We start from the raw sequence: 17,987 nt of genomic DNA, 5'->3' as shown, positions 1-17,987 counted from the left end.
CTGCGTGACGAGCCTCGTCCTCGCTGGCGCTGCCACCCTCGGCGGGCTGCTCCTCGCGGTCGCCGCCTCGGACGGAGGGCACCGTGTCGCCGACGGCCTGCCGCTCATGCTGCTGCTGGTCGCCCTCGCCTTCGTCCTGAACTGGGTCGTCTACGTCCCCTCGTTCCTGGCGCAGACCGAGCGATTCTTCGACCTCACCGGGTCCCTCACCTTCCAGCTCCTGGCGATCCTGGCCCTGGTCCTCGTCGGGGACCGCGACGCCCGCACCTGGGTCCTCGCGCTGATGGTGCTCCTCTGGGCGCTGCGGCTCGGGGTCTTCCTCTTCCGGCGGGTCACGAAGGCGGGCAAGGACGGCCGCTTCGACGAGCTCAAGCAGGACTGGCGGAGGTTCCTGCTCGTGTGGACGGTGCAGGGCCTGTGGGTCACCTTCACCGCCGGCGCGGCGCTGGCCGCGATCACCTCCGGCACCCGGGAGCCGCTGGGCGTCCTCGGGTATGCCGGGATCGTGGTCTGGCTCCTCGGCTTCGGGTTCGAGGCGGTCGCCGACGCGCAGAAGTCGGCCTTCGAGGCCGACCCGGCGAACGAGGGTGACTTCATCCGGTCCGGTCTGTGGTCGATCTCCCGGCACCCCAACTACGTCGGCGAGATCCTGCTCTGGACCGGCGTCGCCCTGGTGGCGCTCCCGGCGCTCTCCGGCTGGCAGCACGTCACGCTGGTCTCCCCGGTGCTCATCTACCTGCTGCTGCGCTTCGGCAGCGGGGTCCCGGCGCTGGAGCGCCGGGCCGACGAGCGATGGGGCGGCCAGGACAACTACGAGGCCTACACGGCGCGGACTCCCGTGCTCTTCCCCCTCGGGTCACGCTGACGCCGCTGGCGCCCCGTTCAGTAGGTTGGTGCCCATGAGCACGAGCACGAGCACACCCGGACTCGCCCAGGCCCTGGACCGCATGGAGCAGGCCGGCGTCAGCCGGCCGGCACGGGACACCTTCGCCCGCCACTACGAGAACCTCGCGGCCGGGGCGACGGGGCTCATCGCGGAGGCCGACGTGGAGCCGGCCCTGCCCGCCGCCCATCTCGACCAGGTGCAGGTCACCGAGGAGGAGGCCGCCGAGGCGCTCGGCGCGACCGCCGTCATCACCCTCAACGGCGGGCTCGGCACCTCGATGGGGCTGGCCGGCCCGAAGTCGCTGCTCCCGGTCCGAGGCGACCTCACCTTCCTCGACATCACGGTGCGCCAGGTGCTCGCGCTGCGGGAACGCTACGGCGTGCGGCTGCCGCTGACCTTCATGGACAGCTTCTCCACCCGGGAGGCCACGCTGGAGGTGCTGGCGCGCTACCCCGACCTGGAGGTGCCGGGCCTACCGCTGGACTTCCTGCAGAGCCAGGAGCCCAAGCTGCGCGCCGACGACCTCACCCCCGTCACCTGGGAGGCCGACCCCGGGCTGGAGTGGTGCCCGCCCGGCCACGGCGACCTCTACCCCTCGCTGCTGGCGAGCGGGCTCCTCGACCGGCTGCTCGAGGGTGGTTTCCGGTATGCCTTCGTCTCCAACGTCGACAATCTCGGCGCGGTCCCCGACGGGCGGGTGGCGGCGTGGTTCGCGGCCAGCGCGCCGGTTTCGCCGCCGAGGTCTGCCGCCGCACCGAGATGGACAAGAAGGGCGGCCACCTCGTCCGCCGCCGCGCGGACGGCCGGCTGGTGCTGCGCGACACCGCGCAGACGGCGGAGGAGGAGATGGTCCACTTCATGGACGGCGAGAAGCACCCCTACGTCAACACCAACAACCTGTGGTTCGACCTCGAGCGGCTGCGCGCGATGCTCGCCGAGCGGGACGGGGTCATGGAGCTCCCGCTCATCCGCAACGCCAAGACGGTCGACCCCAAGGACAAGGCTTCGACCCCGGTCGTCCAGATCGAGTCGGCGATGGGCAGCGCCGTCGAGCTCTTCGACGACGCCGCGTCGGTCGCCGTGACCCGGGACCGCTTCGTGCCGGTCAAGACCACCAACGAGCTGGCGCTGCTGCGCTCGGACGTGTATGCCGTCGACGACACCTCCTACCGGCTGCGCAGGACCGTGGACCCGGCGCCGGTGGTCGACCTGAGCAAGGAGCATTACGGGATGATCGGCGACTTCGACGAGCGCTTCCCCGCCGGGGTGCCCTCGCTGGTCGAGGCCGAGCGGCTCGAGGTGCAGGGCGACTGGCGCTTCGGCCGCGACGTCCGCGTCGTCGGGGGGGCCGTGCTCGGACCGGAGGGCGGCACCGTCGAGGACGGGACCACGCTGGGCGCGTCGTGAGGACGGTCCAGGACGACCTCGGTGCGACGGTGCCGCTGCCCCAGGGCGCGGTGACCAGGGTGGTGTCCCTCGTGCCCTCGCTCACCGAGGCGCTGGCGGCGACCCGGCGCGAGGCCCTCGTGGGCGCCACCGACTGGTGCACCCACCCCGCCGACCTCGACGTCCCGCGGGTCCGGGGCACCAAGAACCCGGACCGGGCCGCGGTGGCGGCGCTCGCTCCCGAGCTGGTCGTCTGCGTCCAGGAGGAGAACCGCGAGCTGGACGTGCGACGGCTGCGCGAGGCGGGCATACCGGTCTGGGTCGGGGTGGTGGAGTCGGTCGACGACGCGCTGCGCGTGCTGCGCACGCTGCTCGTCGACGTCCTGGGGTGGGGCGAGCCGGCGTGGCTGACCGAGGTGGAGCGTCGCTGGGCCCCCGGGCCGGGCACCCCGCCCCGGGCGCGCGTCGCCGTGCCGATCTGGCGCGACCCGTGGATGGTCGTCGGTGCCCGGACCTACACCACCGACCTGCTCGACCGCGCGGGGCTGGCCAACGTCTACGCCGGCGACGAGGACCGCTACCCGAGGGTCGAGGTGGACGACCTCGACCGCGCCGGTGCCGACGTCGTGCTGCTTCCGGACGAGCCCTACGTCTTCACCGGGCAGGACGGGCCGGAGGCCTTCTCCCGCACCCCGACGCGGCTCGTCAGCGGCAGGGTGCTCACGTGGTACGGCCCCGCCATGCTGGAGGCCGCCGACCTGCTCACCTCGGTGCCCGCGACGGGGACCCACGGAGCGCCACGAGACGATCCGCCCAGCCCGCGCTAGCCGATCGAGCCAGAGCGAGCGACGTCTGCATACCAGTGGGCGCTCGCCTTGGGGATGCGGCGCTGCGTGTCGTAGTCGACCCGGACGATGCCGAAGCGCTTGGTGTAGCCGAAGGCCCACTCGTAGTTGTCCAGCAGCGACCACACGAAGTAGCCGCGGACGTCGGCGCCCTCCGTGATCGCGCCGTGGACCGCCCGCAGATGGCCCTCCAGGTAGGCGATCCGGTCCTGGTCGTCGACGAAGCCCTCCTCGTCGGGGACGTCCGGCATGGCCGCGCCGTTCTCGGTCACGTAGAGCCGGGTGCCGGCGGGGCCGGTGTAGTCCCGCTGCAACCGCACCAGGAGTTCGTGCAGCGCCGGGGGCCGGATCTCCCAGCCCATGTCGCTGACGGGTATGCCACGGCGGACCGTCACCACGTGCTCGGACCCGACGTTGGGTGAGGGGCCGTCGTGAGCGCGGGCCTGGCGGGCGGCCTCTCGTGCGGCCTCCGGGGCGGGGCCGGTGACCATGCTGCTGGCGTAGAAGTTGACCCCGAGCACGTCGATCGGCGTCGAGATCGTCTCCAGGTCGCCCGCCTGCACCAGGTCGCGCGGCCACAGCTCGCCCAGGTCGTCCAGGACGTCCGGCGGGTAGGCACCCCGCGTGATCGGCTCGATGAAGAAGCGGTTCGCCAGTCCGTCGAGCCGTCGCGCCGCGTCCTGGTCGTCCGCCGACGCGGGATCCTGCGGCTGCATCTCGGTGAAGTTGAGGGTCAGGCCCAGCTCCAGCCCGGGGTCCCGCTCGCGCAGTGCACTCACGGCGCGGCCGTGGGAGAGCAGGAGATGGTGGGCGGCCCGCAACCCGTCCTGCGGGTCGGTGCGCCCGGGGGCGTGCACGCCGGCGGCATACCCGAGGAAGGCCGAGCACCACGGTTCGTTGAGCGTCGTGAGCTGCCGCACCCGGTCCCCGATCCGGTCGTGGACCGCCAGCGCGTAGTCGACGAACCGGTCGACCACCCCGCGGTCGGCCCAGCCGCCCTCCTCCTCCAGCGCCTGCGGTATGTCCCAGTGGTAGAGCGTCACCCAGGGCAGGATGTCGGCGCCCAGCAGCTCGTCGACCAACCGGGAGTAGAAGTCCAGTCCTCGGGGGTTGACCGTGCGCCCGTCCGGGCAGACCCGCGCCCAGGACACCGAGAACCGGTAGGCCCCGAGACCGAGCGCACGCATGAGCGACACGTCCTGCGGCATCCGGTGGTAGTGGTCGCAGGCCACCGCCCCGGTATGCCCCTCCACCACCTTGCCCGGGGTCGCGGAGAAGGGTTCCCAGATGCAGTCGGCCCGGCCGTCCTCGTGGACCGCCCCTTCGATCTGGTAGGCCGCGGTGGCGGCCCCGAGGAGGAAACCGTCGGGAAAGGCGAGAGGGGCGGTCATGGCGGACAGACTCCTTCGGGCGGACCGGCTGTTGCCGTGCAGGTCAGAACTCACCCACTCTGCGCACCCCTGGGCCGCGCCGTCAACAGCAGCGCTGCGACGACGCGAGCCGGGCTCCGGGCGACGCCCGACGCGAGGGCCCGACGCGGCGCCGACATGTGAGAGCGTGGCCCCATGGCGCGGCACATCGTGGTCCTCAACGGGCCGAACCTCAACCTGCTCGGCACCCGCGAGCCGGAGATCTACGGCACGGCCACCCTCGCCGACGTCGAGCAGCTCTGCGCCGACCGCGCGGCCGAGCACGGCCTGGAGGTGGGGTGCCGGCAGAGCAACCACGAGGGTGAGCTGGTCGACGCGCTGCAGGAGGCGGGTCGCGACCCTGACTGCGTCGGCGTCGTACTCAACGCCGGTGCCTGCACGCATACCTCCGTGGCGCTGCACGACGCGATCAAGGGCACCGCGGTGCGCGTCGTGGAGGTGCACGTGTCCAACCCGCACGCGCGCGAGCCGTTCCGGCACACCTCCTACCTCTCCCCCGTCGCCGAGATGGTCGTGGCCGGTGCGGGGGTGCGGGGCTACGGCTGGGCGGTCGACCACCTGGCCACCGCGCCCGACCCCCGGTCCTCGGACGCGCGGGGCACCCGGGCATGAGCGGGGCGGCACCGCCGAGGCAGGCACGCCGCGAGACGTGGTCGAGCTCGACCGGCTTCATCCTGGCGGCCGTCGGGTCCGCGGTCGGACTGGGCAACATCTGGCGCTTCCCGGGGGTGGCCTACGAGAGCGGCGGCGGCGCCTTCCTCGTGCCTTACCTCGTGGCGCTGCTCACCGCCGGTATCCCGATCCTTTTCCTCGACTACGCCATCGGGCACCGCTACCGCGGCGCCGCGCCCCTGGCTTACCGGCGCATGGCCCGGCCGGCCGAGGCGCTCGGGTGGTTCCAGATCGTGCTGAGCTTCGTCATCGCGGTCTACTACGCCGCGGTCATCGCGTGGTCGCTCAGCTACTTCGTCTTCGCCTTCGACCTGCGCTGGGGTGATGACCCGGCAGGCTTCTTCACCGGGGAGTACCTCCGGGTCGGCGCGCCCGAGGTGTCGACGACGATCGTGCCTGCCGTGGCGATCCCGCTCGTGCTGGTCTGGGTGGTCGTCATGGCGATCATCGCGCTCGGTGTGAACCGGGGCGTGCAGCGGGTCAACGTGCTCTTCATCCCGTTGCTGGTGCTCGCCTTCGTGGCGCTCGTGGCGCGGGCCGTGACGCTGCCGGGGGCGGCCGACGGGCTGAACGCCCTCTTCACCCCCGACTGGGGCGCACTGGCCGATCCCGCGGTGTGGATCGCGGCCTACAGCCAGATCTTCTTCAGCCTCTCGATCGCCTTCGGCATCATGGTGACGTACGCGTCCTACCAGCGGCGCAAGGCCAACATGACCAGCGCGGGGCTGGTGGTCGCCTTCGCCAACTCCAGCTTCGAGATCCTCGCCGGGATCGGGGTCTTCGCCACCCTCGGCTTCCTCGCGCACCAGCAGGCGACGGGCATCGACCAGCTCGAGGGCCTGAGCGGGCCCATCCTGTCCTTCGTCACCTTCCCGGCGGTGATCAGCGAGATGCCCGGGGGTGCGCTCTTCGGCGCCGTCTTCTTCGGCGCGCTGGTCCTGGCGGGCTTCACCTCGATCATCTCCATCCTGCTGGGGGTCGCCGCCTCGGTGCAGGAGAAGTTCGGCCTGGCGCAGCGGACATCGGCGATCGTGGTCGGCCTGGTCTGCGCGGTGATCTCGCTGGCGCTGTTCTCGACCACCTCCGGTCTGATCGCCCTGGACACGGTCGACCAGTGGGCCAACAACGTGGGCATCGTCGTCTCGGCCATCGTCATGACGGTGCTGGTGGTGTGGGTCTTCCGCACCGCGCCGGTGCTGCGGGCGCACCTCAACCGTGTCTCGACCTTCCAGGTGGGTCGCTACTGGTATGCCCTCATCGGCGTCCTCGCGCCGGTGCTGCTCGGCTACATGCTCTACGAGCGGGTGCGCACGCTCCTGACCGAGGGCTACGAGAGCTACCCGGGCTGGTACCTCACCGTCTTCGGCTGGGGAGCCATCGCCCTCGTCGTCGTCGGGGCGCTGGTGCTCACGCTGCTGCCCTGGCGGCGGGGCGAGGACGAGGACTTCCGGCCATGGCCCGAGTTCGAGGAGGAGCGCCGATGACCACCCCCGCCGTGCTCATGATGATCGTCGCCGTCCTCGTCGTGTGGGGCGGCCTGGTCGCCAGCGTGCTCTTCCTGCGACGGCGGCCCGCCGTGGACGACGAGGTGCTCCCGGACCCGGACCGCGACGACGCGGTCGGCTGATCCGTCGGGTCAGGCGCCCTCGAGCAGCGCCCGGGCGGCGTGGTAGCCGCCGAGGGCGCTGACGCCTCCACCGCGCCGGGACCCGGCCCCCGCGAGCAGCACCCCGGGGTAGGCCGTGGCCACGCCCCATCGCTGCGCCGGCGTGTCGAGCGGTGCGTCGTCCTCCACGAACGGCCACTCCAGCGGGGCGTGGAAGATGTTGCCGCCCGGCATGGCCAGGCTCGCCTGCAGGTCCCGCGTGGTGCGCGTCTCGACGCACGGGCGACCGTCGCCGTCGGTGAGCACGACGTCGTCGATCGGCTCGGCCAGCACCGAGGACATCGAGTCGAGCACCGCGCGCTGCAGCTCGTCCCGGGCCTCCTCGCCGCGCCCGTCGAGCAGCCGGTCGGGTGTCTGCAGCGTGAAGACGGTCATCGTCTGGGCCTCGGGGTGCCGCTCGCGCAGCCGCGGGCTCAGGATGGTCGGATCGGTGAGCGAGTGGCAGTAGATCTCGGCCGGCATCGGGCTCGGCACCTGCCCCCGCCCGGCGTCGGCGGCGGCCTGCTGCAGCTGGGTGTAGGTCTCGTTGATGTGGAACGTCCCGCCGAAGGCCGCCTCTGGGGCGACCCCGGTCTCCCGCAGCCGGGGCAGCCGGGAGAGCAGCAGGTTCACCTTCACCTGGGCTCCCTCCACCCGCTCCCCCGGCGGGCCTCCCGCGACCTCGTCGAGCACCGCCGGGGCTGCCGCCCAGAGGATCCGGCCCGCGGTGGCGCGCTGGGGCATACCCTCCGCGTCCTGCCAGGTGACGGCGCCCTCCTCGACCGCGGTCACCGTGGCCCGCGTGACCAGCTCCGCGCCGGCGTCGCGGGCGGCGCGCTCCAGCTCGCCCGAGACCTGGCCCATGCCCCCGATCGGCACGTCCCAGTCCCCGGTGCCGCCGCCGACGACGTGGTAGAGGAAGCAGATGTTGTGCCGCAGGTGTGCGGCGTGCGCGTCGGCGAAGGTGCTGATGAGGCCGTCGGTGAGGATGACCCCCCGCACCAGGTCGTCGGCGACCGTGGACTCGATCACCTCTCCGAGGGGACGCTCCAGCAGGTCGCGCACCAGTCCCGGGTCCCCGACGCGGTGCGCCATCTCGCGCCGCCGCAGCAGCGGCTCGGTCATCGTCGGCCACACCGCCCGGGCGAGCTCGCTCACCCGCTCGTAGAAGCGGTCCCAGCGGGCGGCGTCGGCGCCGGCACCGACGGCGGCGAAGGAGGCGGCCGTGGCCGGCGGGTCGCCGTGGTCGATGAGCAGGCCGGTGTCGCCGCCGGGCACCGGCGTGTATGAGGAGTAGCGGCGTCGGCGCAGGTGCAGCGAGAGACCCAGGTCGTCGACGACCCGGCGCGGCAGCAGGCTGACGAGGTAGGAGTAGCGCGACAGCCGGGCACCGGTGCCGGGGAAGGCCTCCGCCGACACGGTCGCACCTCCCAGCTCCGGCGACCGCTCCAGCAGCAGGACCGAGCGACCGGCGCGGGCGAGGTAGGCCGCGGCGGCCAGCCCGTTGTGCCCGCCGCCGACCACCACGACGTCGTGGCTCGAAGTCATGGGGCCGATGGTAGGCGCTGCAGGTCAGTCGCGGGAGCGCCGGTCCGGCCGCCGGTCTCCCTGGCGCTGGCCGCGGGAGCCGCCGGGGCCGCCCCGGCCCTGACGGTCGCGACCCCGGTCCTGCTGGCGCCGGTCCTGCCCCCGGTCTCCCTGGCGCTGGCCGCGAGGACCGCGCGGTGCCCGCGATCCGCGGCCCGGACCGCGCTTGGGGCGCATGACGTCGTCCAGCCGGCTCTGCGGCACCGGCTCACCCTCTGGCACCGACCCGCCCGCCGTCTCGATCACCGCGTGGTCCTCGGGGGCGACCGGCCGGGGCTCGGTCTCGACCCCCGCGGCGTCCAGCATCCGGGCCACCTGCCGCTTCTGGTGCGGCAGGGCCAGCGTCACCACGACGCCGTCCTCCCCGGCCCGCGCGGTGCGTCCGGAGCGGTGCAGGTAGTCCTTGTGGTCGGCCGGGGGGTCCACCTGGAGCACCAGCGAGACGTCGTCGACGTGGATGCCGCGCGCGGCCACGTCGGTCGCGACGAGCACGGGCAGGGTGCCGGACTTGAAGGCGTCCAGGACGCGGGTCCGCTGGGCCTGGTTGAGACCGCCGTGCAGGGCGGCGGCGAAGACACCGGACTCGCGCAGCTGGAGCGCCACCCTGTCCGCACCGAGCTTGGTGCGGCAGAAGACCACCGTGCGGCCCGGGCGGTTGGCGATGGCCGCCGTGATCGGCTTCTTGTGGTGCGGGTGCACGAGGAAGACGTGGTGCGCCATCGTCGTCACGCTGGCGCGTGCGTCGTCGGTGGAGTGGGTGACCGGGTCCTTGAGGTAGGTCTTCGCGACCTGGTCGACCCCGTGGTCCAGCGTGGCGGAGAAGAGCAGCCGCTGGCCGTCGGAGGGGGTGAGGTCGAGGACCTGGCGGATCGCCTCCACGAATCCCATCTCGGCCATGTGGTCGGCCTCGTCGAGGACGGTCACCTCGACCTCGGAGAGGTCCGCGGCGCTCCGGTCGACGAGGTCGATGAGACGACCCGGGGTGGCGACGAGGACGTCCACGCCCTTCTCCAGCGCGCGCAGCTGCGGGGTGTAGGACATCCCCCCGGCCACGAGCACGAAACGGCGGTCGACCGCGCGCATCAGCGGGGCCAGCGCGTCGACGATCTGCATGGCCAGCTCGCGCGTCGGGGTCAGGATCACCGCACGCGGCCGGTGCGGCACCGCACGCGGTCGCCCGGCGAGGCGGTCGAGCAGCGGCAGGCCGAAGGCCATGGTCTTGCCCGAGCCGGTCTGGCCGCGGCCCAGCAGGTCGCGGCCTGCCATGGCGTCGGGGATGGTCGCCGCCTGGATCGGGAACGGGGTGGTGATGCCGATCCTCGCCAGCGCCTGGACCAGCTCCTCGCGGAGCCCGAGCGGCACGAAGCCGTTGTCCTGCTCGACGGACGCCGACGCGTCCTCGGAACGGTCGGCGGAGACCCGCTGCTGGTAGGCCTCGTCCGCCGCGTCGCGCTCGGCCTCGGCCTCGGCCTCGGCGAAGGAGTCGTCGGTGCTGCCACGCTCCCACGAACGGGACGGCCTCCCACGGTTGTCGCGCCGGTCCTCCCAGCGGTCGCCGCGCGGTCCACGGTCCTCGCGCCGGCGTCCCTCCTCCCAGCTGCGTCCCTCGTGCCGCCCGCGGCCCGGGCGACCCTCGCGCTCCTCGCGGTGCGAGCGCCAGGTCCGCTCCTGGTAGCCCGAGCCCTGCTGCCGTCCTTGACCCTCGCGCGAGCCACCCCGGTCGTCTCGGCGGTAGCCATCCCGGTCGTCACGGTCGTCTCGGCGGTAGCCACCGCGGTCGTCCCGGCGGTAGCCACCGCGGTCGTCCCGGCGGTAGCCGCCCCGGTCTCCCCGGTCCTCGCGGCGGTAGCCACCGCGGTCTCCCCGGTCGTCTCGGCGGTAGCCGCCCCGGTCTCCCCGGTCGTCTCGGCGGTAGCCGCCCCGGTCTCCCCGGTCGTCCCGGCGGTAGCCACCCCGGTCTCCCTGGTCGTCCCGGCGGTAGCCACCCCGGTCACCGCGGTCATCGCGACGGTAACCACCGCGGTCATCACGGTCGTCGCGGCGACGCTGCCCCCGCTCGCCCTGCCCGCGCGGGTCCCGCTCGTCGCGGTCGCGCCAGCGCTGCTTGCCGACCGGACGCTCGTCCTGGGCGCCCCGGCTCGAACCGCGCCGGTCGCCGCGGCCGCCCTTGAGCTGGGCGCGGGCCTGCTTCTCCCGCGCCTGGCGGGCTGCCTTCTTCTGGGCGGCGGTGTGGCGGGGCTTCTTCTTGCCGGACGCACCGGCGCGTGCTGGTTTGGCCATGTGAAGCTCACCTCTTCGAGTGGGTCGAGGTGGGTGCTCGCCTCGACGCCCTCGGCGTGACCGGACCTACCTCCAGGCGCTCGTCGCGGCGCCCGATCTCCCCCAGGATCGGATCGTCCTGAGGGGTGCACCCGGCCGCGTCGCACACGGCAACCGGGGAAGAATCAGTCTACCGTGCGGCGCCGGCATCCCGGACCAACCCGCGCCCCGGATCCAGCGGCAGCGGGTGACGGCGGGCGTCCGGCGAGAAGGTCGGGGTCAGGCGTCGATCCGCTCCCGGTCCAGGTCGTGAGCCGAGTCGACGATGAAGTCCTTGCGGGGCGCGACCGAGGACCCCATGAGCAGGTCGAAGACCTCGTCCGCCCGAGCGGCGTCGGCCAGCGTGATCCGCCGCAGCGTCCGGTGCCTCGGGTCCATGGTGGTCTCGGCCAGCTGGTCGGCGTCCATCTCCCCCAGGCCCTTGTAGCGCTGCATGGGCTGCTTGACCGTGCGGCCCTTCTTCTCCAGCCCCGCGACCGTGCGGCGCATCTCCGCCTCGGTGTAGGTGTAGACGAACTCCCGCTCCCGGCCCTTCCCCCGGCCACCGGCGACCTCGATCCGGTGCAGCGGCGGCATCGCGGCATACACCCGCCCCGCCTCGACCAGCGGTCGCATGTAGCGGAAGAACAGGGTGAGCAGGAGCGTCCGGATGTGGGCGCCGTCGACGTCCGCGTCGGTCATGATGATGACCTTGCCGTAGCGCACCAGGTCGAGGTCGAAGGACCGTCCCGAGCCGGCCCCGATGACCTGGATGATCGCCGCGCACTCGGCGTTGGACAGCATGTCCTGGACCGAGGCCTTCTGCACGTTGAGGATCTTGCCGCGCAGCGGCAGCAACGCCTGGTGGTCGCTGCTCCGGGCGAGCTTGGCGGTGCCCAGGGCGCTGTCCCCCTCGACGAGGAAGAGCTCGGAGCGCTCGGTGTCGTTGCTGCGGCAGTCCGCCAGCTTGGCGGGCAGCGAGCTGGACTCCAGGGCGTTCTTGCGGCGCTGCGTCTCCTTGTGCAGCCGCGCCGAGATGCGCGACTTCATCTCGGCGACGACCTTCTCCAACAGCAGCGAGGCCTGGGCCTTGTCGCCGCGGTGCGTACTCGTGAGCCGCTCGGTCAGGGCCTTCTCCACGGTGCGGGACACGATCGTGCGCACCGCGCTGGTGCCCAGCACCTCCTTGGTCTGGCCCTCGAACTGCGGCTCCGGGAGACGGACGGTCACGACGGCGGTCAGGCCGGCGAGGATGTCGTCCTTCTCCACCTTGTCGTTGCCGACCTTGAGCTTGCGGGCGTTGGTCTCGAGCTGCTTGCGGAAGACCTTCATCAGCGCCTGCTCGAAGCCGGCCAGGTGGGTGCCGCCCTTGGGCGTGGTGATGATGTTGACGAAGCTGCGCACCGTGGTGTCGTAACCGGTCCCCCAGCGCAGCGCGACGTCCACCTCGCACTCGCGCTCGATCTCCCTCGACACCATGTGGCCGAGCTCGTCGAGCATCGGCACGGTCTCGGTGAAGCTGCCCGACCCCTGCAGCCGCCAGACGTCGGTGACCGCGGCGTCGGCCGCGAGGTACTCGGCATACTCCGCGATGCCGCCGGAGTAGGCGAACGTCTCCTCCGCGGGCCCGTCCGCGCCCGGCGTCCCCGCGAGGCGGCGCTCGTCGCGGATGACCATGGTGAGCCCGGGGACGAGGAAGGCGGTCTGGCGGGCCCGGGCGACGAGCTCGTCGTAGGCGAACTGCGCCTGGGCCAGGAAGATCTGCGGGTCGGCCCAGTAGCGCACCCGGGTGCCGGTGACCCCGCGTCTGGCCTTGCCCACGACGGCGAGGTCGCTGCTGCGCTCGAACGGTGTGAACGCAGCGTTCGGGTCCGGGCTGCCCCCGGCGTCGTCGAAGGTCCCGGGCTCGCCGCGCCGGAAGCTCATGCCGTAGGTCTTGCCGGCGCGGTCGACCTCGACGTCCAGCCGGGCGGACAGCGCGTTGACCACCGAGGCCCCCACGCCGTGCAGCCCTCCGGAGGCGGCGTAGGAGCCACCGCCGAACTTCCCGCCGGCGTGCAGCTTGGTGAAGACGACCTCGACCCCGGACAGGCCGGTGCGCGGCTCGATGTCGACGGGTATGCCCCGCGCCCGGTCCTTCACCTCGACCGACCCGTCGGAGTGCAGGATCACCTCGATCCGGTCCCCGTGGCCGCCCAGCGCCTCGTCGACCGCGTTGTCGATGATCTCCCAGAGGCAGTGCATGAGGCCCCTGGCGTCGGTGGACCCGACATACATCCCCGGGCGCTTGCGCACCGCCTCCAGGCCTTCGAGGACCTGCAGGTGGCGGGCGGAGTAGTCCTGAGTGGTCACGACCGGCAGGCTAGCGCGGGGCGCCGACAGGCCCCGGGAGGCGCGGCGCGCTGCTGCTGGTCAGGACCGGCTTACGCGCAGAGCGAAACGTGCTCCTCCCGGGCACAAAGACGCGGTCCGGGGGCGTTGGCATGTTTGACTGTGACGACCAACCGTTGGTTGGCCACTGGAGAGGAGACCGCCGTGAACGCCACTCTGACCCCTGAACTCAACGCTGCCGACCGCTGCGACCGCTGCGGGGCCCAGGCCTACGTCCGGGCCCGTCTGGGAGACGGCCTCGAGCTGCACTTCTGCGCCCACCACGGGCGGGAGCACCTCGACAAGCTGCGCGCGGTGGACGACGTGCACATCACCGACGAGACCCACCGGCTCCAGGAGCAGGAGACCCCTGCGGTCTGAGGTTCCCCCGACGCGGTCCTGAGCCGCACCGACGCCCGCCCGGCACCCGTGCCGGGCGGGCGTCGGTCTGTGTCGGGCACAATCTGCACCATGGAGCCGGCCGAGATCCTCATCCTGGTGTTCATGGCGATCGGCGTCGTGGGGATCGTCCTGCCGATCCTGCCCGGGCTGCTCGTCGTGCTCGTGGGGTCCCTCATGTGGGCCCTGACGCAGCAGAGCACACTGGGGTGGGTGGTCTTCGCGCTCTCAGCGCTGGTCTACGCGCTCGGCGTCGCGCTGCAGTGGGCCGTCCCCGGCCAGCACATGCGCCGCGCCGGGGTCCGCACCTCGACCCTCGTCATCGGCGTGCTCTGCGCCCTCGTCCTGGGGTTCGTCATCCCGGTCGTGGGCCTCTTCCTGGGCTTCCCCCTCGGGATCTTCCTCGTCTCCCTGGTCCGGACGAAGGACCGCCGTGAGGCGCTGCGCCACACCCGGCTGGCGCTGCGGGCGGTCGGCCTCAACATCCTCATCGAGCTGGCGACCGCCTTCGCGCTCATCGCGATGTTCGTCGTGAGCGCGTTGGTGCTCACCCCCTCGTGAGCACGAGAAACGTCCTCCGGTGCCTGTCTCCCTGCGGACGGCACCGGAGGACGTGGTTCGTGGGTCCTGCCTGTGATCGGGTCGTTGCGCCGGTCAGCCCTCGACCATCCGGGCATACGCGACGGTGTTGTCCTCGTGGTGTCCCGTGGACTCGTCGAACTCACCGCCACAGGTGATGAGCCGCAGCTCCGGCTCGTCCGTCGGCCCGTAGACGTCGACCGTCGGGAACTCGTCCTTGGGGAACTGGTCGACGCGGTAGACCTCGTAGATCACCGTCTGGCCGTCCTCGCGGTCCACCTCGGCGGTGTCGCCGGGCTCCAGGGCGCCGAGCTCGAAGAAGATTGACTCGATGCCTCCGGCACCGGTCACGTGCCCCTCGATGACGGTCGGCCCGACCTCTCCGGGCGTGGGTGACCCGTCGTACCACGCGGCCTCGTGGTAGCGATCGCCACTGGGCACCTCCAGGGTGCCGTCGTCGGCGAGACCGAGGGCGTGCAACGGGCTGGTGACCGAGATGGAGGGTATGCGCACCTCCACCGGCTCCGAGGGCTCCAGGCCCTCGACGGTCCGCTCGGCGTCGGACCCGTCCTGCTCGTCCGACTCCTCGGGACCCGGCACCGCACCCGCGGCCTCGTCCGAGGCCTCAGGCTCCGCCGTGGTCGGCGCGGCGTCGCTGTCGGACCCGCTGTCGGGGTCCTGCGTGGCCGCGGCGCCGTCCTGCTCCGAAGCGGTCTGCTGCGCGGTGGCCGGCGTGGGCGCGGGCGGGTCGGGCCGCTGCGTGGCGAACCCGACGCCGACGACGATCACGCCGACGAGGACGGCGAGCACGGCCAAGGCCGTGAGGGCGAGGCCCCCACGGCCCTGGTCGGTGCGCTCGGGCGACATGTCAGCTGTCGGTCCGGCGGCGCTGGTTGAGCGCGAAGGCACCCGCACCGGCCGCGGCGAGCAGCGCGCCGCCCGCGATCATGCCGGCGTTCTCCATCCCGGTCGTGCTGCCACCACCGGTCTCCACGCCGCCACCGGGGGCGCTCATCTGGCCCATCTCGAAGGCGCCGCAGGCGGCCGGGTCGGTGGCCTCCGAGGGAAGGCTGTCGTCCAGGTCGGACATCTGCTCCCCGTCGTACTCGCCGGAGCCGTTGTGGTCGACGCCGTGGATCACGACGACGCCCTCACCACGGTGCAGCGCCTGGCCGACCTCGTTGGGCACCTCGAAGGTCCGCTCGTAGGTGTAGCTGCCCTCCGCCGGGAAGTTGGCCACGTCCAGCGCGGCGGCCTCGGAGGTGTCGGCGTCGTTCCCGGTCAGCGACACCCGGACGGCGCCGTAGCTGTCGATGGCATCCGTGGTGCGGATCGCACCCTCGTAGCCGCTGCCCTCCATGTTCGGGTCCGGGCACTCGCCCGCCCCGCCGATGTGGATGTGCTGGGCGTGCGGGGACCCGTCCAGCAGACCCTGGGCCTCGACCTTGATCCACACCTCGTTGCCGGTCACCTTGGCCCAGGCCTCGCCCGAGGCGCCGGAGTCGTTGAGCTCACCCAGCGTGGTCATGAGCTCGACCGTCTGGTTCTCGTGGTCCGCCAGGGCGGGAGCGGCGCTCATCGCGACGAGGGCGGGGGCGGCCAGGGCGGCCATGGCTGTGGTGATCTTCTTCATCGAGGGTCACTCCTTCGATCGCGTACCGCCGCGACCGTGTGCCGCGACGAGGGGTACGCACAGGATTCGGAGCACCTCGACAGCCGGATTGCCGATGTGAGGCACATCACATCGGAGCCCGCGACGCCGCCCTGCTCGACATTGGCACTGCGGCGTCGCTCGGCTCAGGTGAGCGGGACGACGACGAAGGGATCGGTCGTGGGCTGCGCCGAACCGCCCTCGGGCTCGACGGTGAGCCCGACCGCCACGGCGCCGTCGGGGGAACCCTCGAGCAGGGCCTGGCCCTCCTCGAGCATCTCGGGCTCGAGCACCCCCGCGGAACGTGCCGTGCCGTCGGCGCCCACGAACCAGGCCTGGTAGACGCTGCCCGCCTGGGGCGCGGCGAACCCGCTCGGGAAGCGCACCACGGCCTGACCCTCGGCGGCGGACACGACGACGGCCACCGGACCGTCGGCGGTGTCGGCGGTGCGCTCGGCAGCGTCCTGCGCCTGCAGGACCTGCGTCGCCGGATCCCGGTCCAGCGCCTGCGTCAGACCCCAGACACCGCCGGCCAGCACCACCGCGGCGGCAGCAGCCGCCAGCCATCGACCCGGTCTGGGGCCGCGACGCTCCCGGGCGGCCTCACGACGGCCGGCCAGCGACGTGACCTCGGCACCGGCATCCTGCCCCGTGCCGCCCTTGACAGGATCTCCCTGCGTCCCGGGCTGGGTGCTGTCCTGCGGCCGGCCCTGCGCCTCCGCGGCGACCATGTCGAGCACGGTCGCACGCAGCTGTGAGGGCGGCTCCACCTCGAGGTCCTCGGTCAGCAGGACCGTCGCCTCCCGGAGGTCCTGGACCTCACGACGGCACTGCTCGCACCCCTCCAGATGGGCCTCGAACGCAGCTCGCTCCTGGGGGTCGACGGCGTCGACGGCGTAGGCCGCAGCCAGGTCGTGCATCTCACCCTCGGTCATCCCTGCTCACCTCCGCCCAGCTCCCTGCGCACCTTCCTCAACCCGTCCCGGATCCGCGTCTTGGCCGTCCCCAGGGGGATGTCCATGCGCTCAGCCACCTCACGGTGCGTGAGTCCGGAGAAGTAGGCCAGGGCCACGGTGGTCCGGTGCGGCTCACCGATCCGGTCCAGTGCCGTGCGCACCCTGGTCGCCTCCATCCGCTCGACCGCCTCCTCGGCGGTCGCGTCGTAGGGCGGTGTCGTCTGCTGGGATTCGTAGCGGTCCAGCCGATCGGATTGCGCCTGCTCCGAACGCACCCGGTCCACCGCCCGACGGTGGGTCAGCGTCAGGATCCACCCCAGGGGCGAGCCACGGGCCGGGTCGACCTCGCCCGCCTGGCGCCAGAGCTGCAGGAAGACGTCCTGGACGACCTCCTCGGCCAGGTTCCGGTCGCGCAGGACGCGCAGGGCCAGACCGAACATGCGCGGCGCGATGAGGTCGTAGACCTGCGCCAGTGCGGTCTGGTCACCGTCGGCGACCCGACCCACCAGGACGGCCAGGTCCGGGCGCTCGCCCCCGGAAACGTCGACGACCCGGGCAGGGCCCGGGTCGTGGTCTGAGGTGCCGGAGGTCAGAGACCCTGCTCCCGTCGCCGGTCCCACTGCTGCTCCATCCGCTCCATGAAGGAGCCGGACCGGGGGTTCTTCTTCCGGCCGGATCCGGAGGCGGGACCCGTGGTGCCGGGCTTGCGGACCGTCCCGTCCTTGCCGACGACGCCCAGCCGGCCTGACCCCGCACCCTTGGTGGAGCCGGTGCGGGCCGGGGAGGCGGCCCAGGCACCACCCAGCACCATCGCGAGGAAGCCCAGGGCGCCGACCCAGATCATGGAGGACATCACGCCGATGACCACCAGGGCCAGCCCGGCGAGAGCGCCGATGACTCCCAGGACGAGCCGCCGCCGGTCCAGCCCGCCAGCTGCTCCGCCGGACGCGGGGCGCTTGAGCTGGCTCGCGAGGCGGGGGTCCTCGGCATAGAGGGCCTGCTCCATCTGTTCGAGCACACGCTGCTCGTGGTCTGAGAGCGGCACGTTCACCTCCGGTGGTGCGAGTCATCGGTCGTTCGGTCGGTGACACGGAGACCGACGCCATGGTCCTGATCTCCAGGATAAGACGTGAACGAGTCGAGCACTACCCGGAGTTCCCCGGACCGGGTCGGCGGGGCCGGAGGTCCTCCTGGCAGAGGGTATGCGTGGCCGTCCGGCAGCGGAGCAGGCTGGTCCGACGCACGCTCCGCGTGGTCCTCCGGCAGCGCAGCAGGCTGGTCTG

16 protein-coding genes and 1 pseudogene are annotated in these 17,987 nt (G+C 72.6%); 8 read left to right on the top strand and 9 right to left on the bottom strand.

The genetic code is table 11. The annotated features are described in order from the left end of the window. Nucleotides 1-4: 4 nt before the first annotated feature. The 3 genes and pseudogenes from FU792_RS05490 to FU792_RS05480 all read left to right on the top strand — a co-directional run bounded on the left by FU792_RS05490 (nt 5) and on the right by FU792_RS05480 (nt 3,099). Entirely contained in the window at nt 5-865 is an 861-nt protein-coding gene (locus FU792_RS05490; RefSeq protein ID WP_022924735.1) for a DUF1295 domain-containing protein, read from the top strand. Between the two features lie 82 nt (nt 866-947). After that, nucleotides 948-2,293: pseudogene (locus FU792_RS05485) on the top strand (UTP--glucose-1-phosphate uridylyltransferase). Continuing rightward, nucleotides 2,290-3,099: a helical backbone metal receptor gene (locus tag FU792_RS05480; protein WP_022924737.1), complete on the top strand. Its 810-nt coding sequence runs from the start codon at nt 2,290-2,292 to the stop codon at nt 3,097-3,099. The pseudogene FU792_RS05485 and the gene FU792_RS05480 overlap by 4 nt, the downstream one beginning before the upstream one ends. Here the strand turns inward: FU792_RS05480 and FU792_RS05475 are convergent. Then, on the bottom strand, nt 3,096-4,508 hold the full coding sequence (locus tag FU792_RS05475; protein ID WP_022924738.1) for a GH1 family beta-glucosidase: 1,413 nt from the start codon (nt 4,506-4,508) through the stop codon (nt 3,096-3,098). The genes FU792_RS05480 and FU792_RS05475 overlap by 4 nt on opposite strands. A gap of 174 nt (nt 4,509-4,682) precedes the next feature. Here FU792_RS05475 and FU792_RS05470 point away from each other — a divergent pair, with 174 nt between their 5' ends. Genes FU792_RS05470 through FU792_RS05460 form a run of 3 tightly spaced genes read left to right on the top strand, consistent with a single transcriptional unit; the run spans nt 4,683 to nt 6,846 of the window. Beyond that, nucleotides 4,683-5,159, top strand: a complete 477-nt coding sequence (locus tag FU792_RS05470) for a type II 3-dehydroquinate dehydratase (protein WP_022924739.1) — start codon at nt 4,683-4,685, stop codon at nt 5,157-5,159. Then, on the top strand, nt 5,156-6,703 hold the full coding sequence (locus FU792_RS05465; RefSeq protein ID WP_022924740.1) for a sodium-dependent transporter: 1,548 nt from the start codon (nt 5,156-5,158) through the stop codon (nt 6,701-6,703). Before FU792_RS05470 ends, FU792_RS05465 begins: the two co-directional genes overlap by 4 nt. Continuing rightward, nucleotides 6,700-6,846, top strand: coding sequence for a methionine/alanine import family NSS transporter small subunit (locus tag FU792_RS05460; protein ID WP_022924741.1), 147 nt, complete (start codon nt 6,700-6,702; stop codon nt 6,844-6,846). The genes FU792_RS05465 and FU792_RS05460 overlap by 4 nt, the downstream gene beginning before the upstream one ends. A gap of 9 nt (nt 6,847-6,855) precedes the next feature. Here FU792_RS05460 and FU792_RS05455 read toward each other — a convergent pair whose 3' ends face one another. The 3 genes from FU792_RS05455 to FU792_RS05445 form a co-directional block, all read right to left on the bottom strand. Then, nucleotides 6,856-8,412, bottom strand: coding sequence for a phytoene desaturase family protein (locus FU792_RS05455; protein ID WP_022924742.1), 1,557 nt, complete (start codon nt 8,410-8,412; stop codon nt 6,856-6,858). Between the two features lie 24 nt (nt 8,413-8,436). Then, nucleotides 8,437-10,731 (bottom strand): DEAD/DEAH box helicase, encoded by a 2,295-nt coding sequence (locus FU792_RS05450; RefSeq protein WP_033418789.1) that lies wholly within the window; start codon nt 10,729-10,731, stop codon nt 8,437-8,439. A gap of 258 nt (nt 10,732-10,989) precedes the next feature. Continuing rightward, the gene (locus FU792_RS05445) at nt 10,990-13,101 is read right to left on the bottom strand and encodes a DNA gyrase/topoisomerase IV subunit B (protein WP_022924744.1); all 2,112 of its coding nucleotides are present in this window, start codon (nt 13,099-13,101) and stop codon (nt 10,990-10,992) included. A 183-nt stretch (nt 13,102-13,284) separates the two neighbouring features. Here FU792_RS05445 and FU792_RS05440 point away from each other — a divergent pair, with 183 nt between their 5' ends. Both FU792_RS05440 and FU792_RS05435 read left to right on the top strand, forming a co-directional pair. Next, on the top strand, nt 13,285-13,500 hold the full coding sequence (locus FU792_RS05440) for a DUF7455 domain-containing protein (RefSeq protein WP_022924745.1): 216 nt from the start codon (nt 13,285-13,287) through the stop codon (nt 13,498-13,500). Between the two features lie 90 nt (nt 13,501-13,590). Further along, on the top strand, nt 13,591-14,079 hold the full coding sequence (locus FU792_RS05435) for a DUF456 domain-containing protein (protein ID WP_022924746.1): 489 nt from the start codon (nt 13,591-13,593) through the stop codon (nt 14,077-14,079). Nucleotides 14,080-14,172: 93 nt separating this feature from the next. On the opposite strand, the gene FU792_RS05430 is transcribed toward FU792_RS05435, so the two are convergent. From FU792_RS05430 to FU792_RS17290, 5 genes are all read right to left on the bottom strand, one after another. After that, a complete protein-coding gene (locus FU792_RS05430; protein WP_033418739.1) occupies nt 14,173-14,964 on the bottom strand; it encodes a class F sortase in 792 nt (263 codons plus the stop codon). A 1-nt stretch (nt 14,965) separates the two neighbouring features. Further along, nucleotides 14,966-15,730 carry a CHRD domain-containing protein gene (locus tag FU792_RS05425; RefSeq protein ID WP_022924747.1) on the bottom strand — a complete coding sequence of 255 codons (765 nt, stop codon included), beginning with the start codon at nt 15,728-15,730 and terminating at the stop codon, nt 14,966-14,968. Between the two features lie 164 nt (nt 15,731-15,894). After that, nucleotides 15,895-16,683, bottom strand: a complete 789-nt coding sequence (locus FU792_RS05420; RefSeq protein ID WP_022924748.1) for an anti-sigma factor — start codon at nt 16,681-16,683, stop codon at nt 15,895-15,897. Continuing rightward, the gene (sigK, locus tag FU792_RS17295; RefSeq protein WP_022924749.1) at nt 16,680-17,324 is read right to left on the bottom strand and encodes an ECF RNA polymerase sigma factor SigK; all 645 of its coding nucleotides are present in this window, start codon (nt 17,322-17,324) and stop codon (nt 16,680-16,682) included. The genes FU792_RS05420 and sigK overlap by 4 nt, the downstream gene beginning before the upstream one ends. Then, the gene (locus FU792_RS17290) at nt 17,294-17,749 is read right to left on the bottom strand and encodes a DUF3040 domain-containing protein (RefSeq protein WP_028130976.1); all 456 of its coding nucleotides are present in this window, start codon (nt 17,747-17,749) and stop codon (nt 17,294-17,296) included. Before FU792_RS17290 ends, sigK begins: the two co-directional genes overlap by 31 nt. Nucleotides 17,750-17,987: the final 238 nt, after the last annotated feature.

Source organism: Serinicoccus marinus DSM 15273 (assembly GCF_008386315.1).
GTDB classification, from domain to species: Bacteria; Actinomycetota; Actinomycetes; order Actinomycetales; family Dermatophilaceae; genus Ornithinicoccus; species Ornithinicoccus marinus.
This window is presented reverse-complemented; position numbering and strand designations above follow the sequence as displayed.

What these genes read in the sequence shown, in the direction of transcription:
- FU792_RS05420 (WP_022924748.1), bottom strand. Translation starts at nt 16,683, where the DNA reads ATGACCGAGGGTGAGATGCACGACCTGGCTGCGGCCTACGCCGTCGAC.
- FU792_RS05475 (WP_022924738.1), bottom strand. Translation starts at nt 4,508, where the DNA reads ATGACCGCCCCTCTCGCCTTTCCCGACGGTTTCCTCCTCGGGGCCGCC.
- FU792_RS05465 (WP_022924740.1), top strand. Translation starts at nt 5,156, where the DNA reads ATGAGCGGGGCGGCACCGCCGAGGCAGGCACGCCGCGAGACGTGGTCG.
- FU792_RS05450 (WP_033418789.1), bottom strand. Translation starts at nt 10,731, where the DNA reads ATGGCCAAACCAGCACGCGCCGGTGCGTCCGGCAAGAAGAAGCCCCGC.
- FU792_RS05430 (WP_033418739.1), bottom strand. Translation starts at nt 14,964, where the DNA reads ATGTCGCCCGAGCGCACCGACCAGGGCCGTGGGGGCCTCGCCCTCACG.
- FU792_RS05460 (WP_022924741.1), top strand. Translation starts at nt 6,700, where the DNA reads ATGACCACCCCCGCCGTGCTCATGATGATCGTCGCCGTCCTCGTCGTG.
- FU792_RS05455 (WP_022924742.1), bottom strand. Translation starts at nt 8,412, where the DNA reads ATGACTTCGAGCCACGACGTCGTGGTGGTCGGCGGCGGGCACAACGGG.
- FU792_RS05425 (WP_022924747.1), bottom strand. Translation starts at nt 15,730, where the DNA reads ATGAAGAAGATCACCACAGCCATGGCCGCCCTGGCCGCCCCCGCCCTC.
- FU792_RS05470 (WP_022924739.1), top strand. Translation starts at nt 4,683, where the DNA reads ATGGCGCGGCACATCGTGGTCCTCAACGGGCCGAACCTCAACCTGCTC.
- FU792_RS05435 (WP_022924746.1), top strand. Translation starts at nt 13,591, where the DNA reads ATGGAGCCGGCCGAGATCCTCATCCTGGTGTTCATGGCGATCGGCGTC.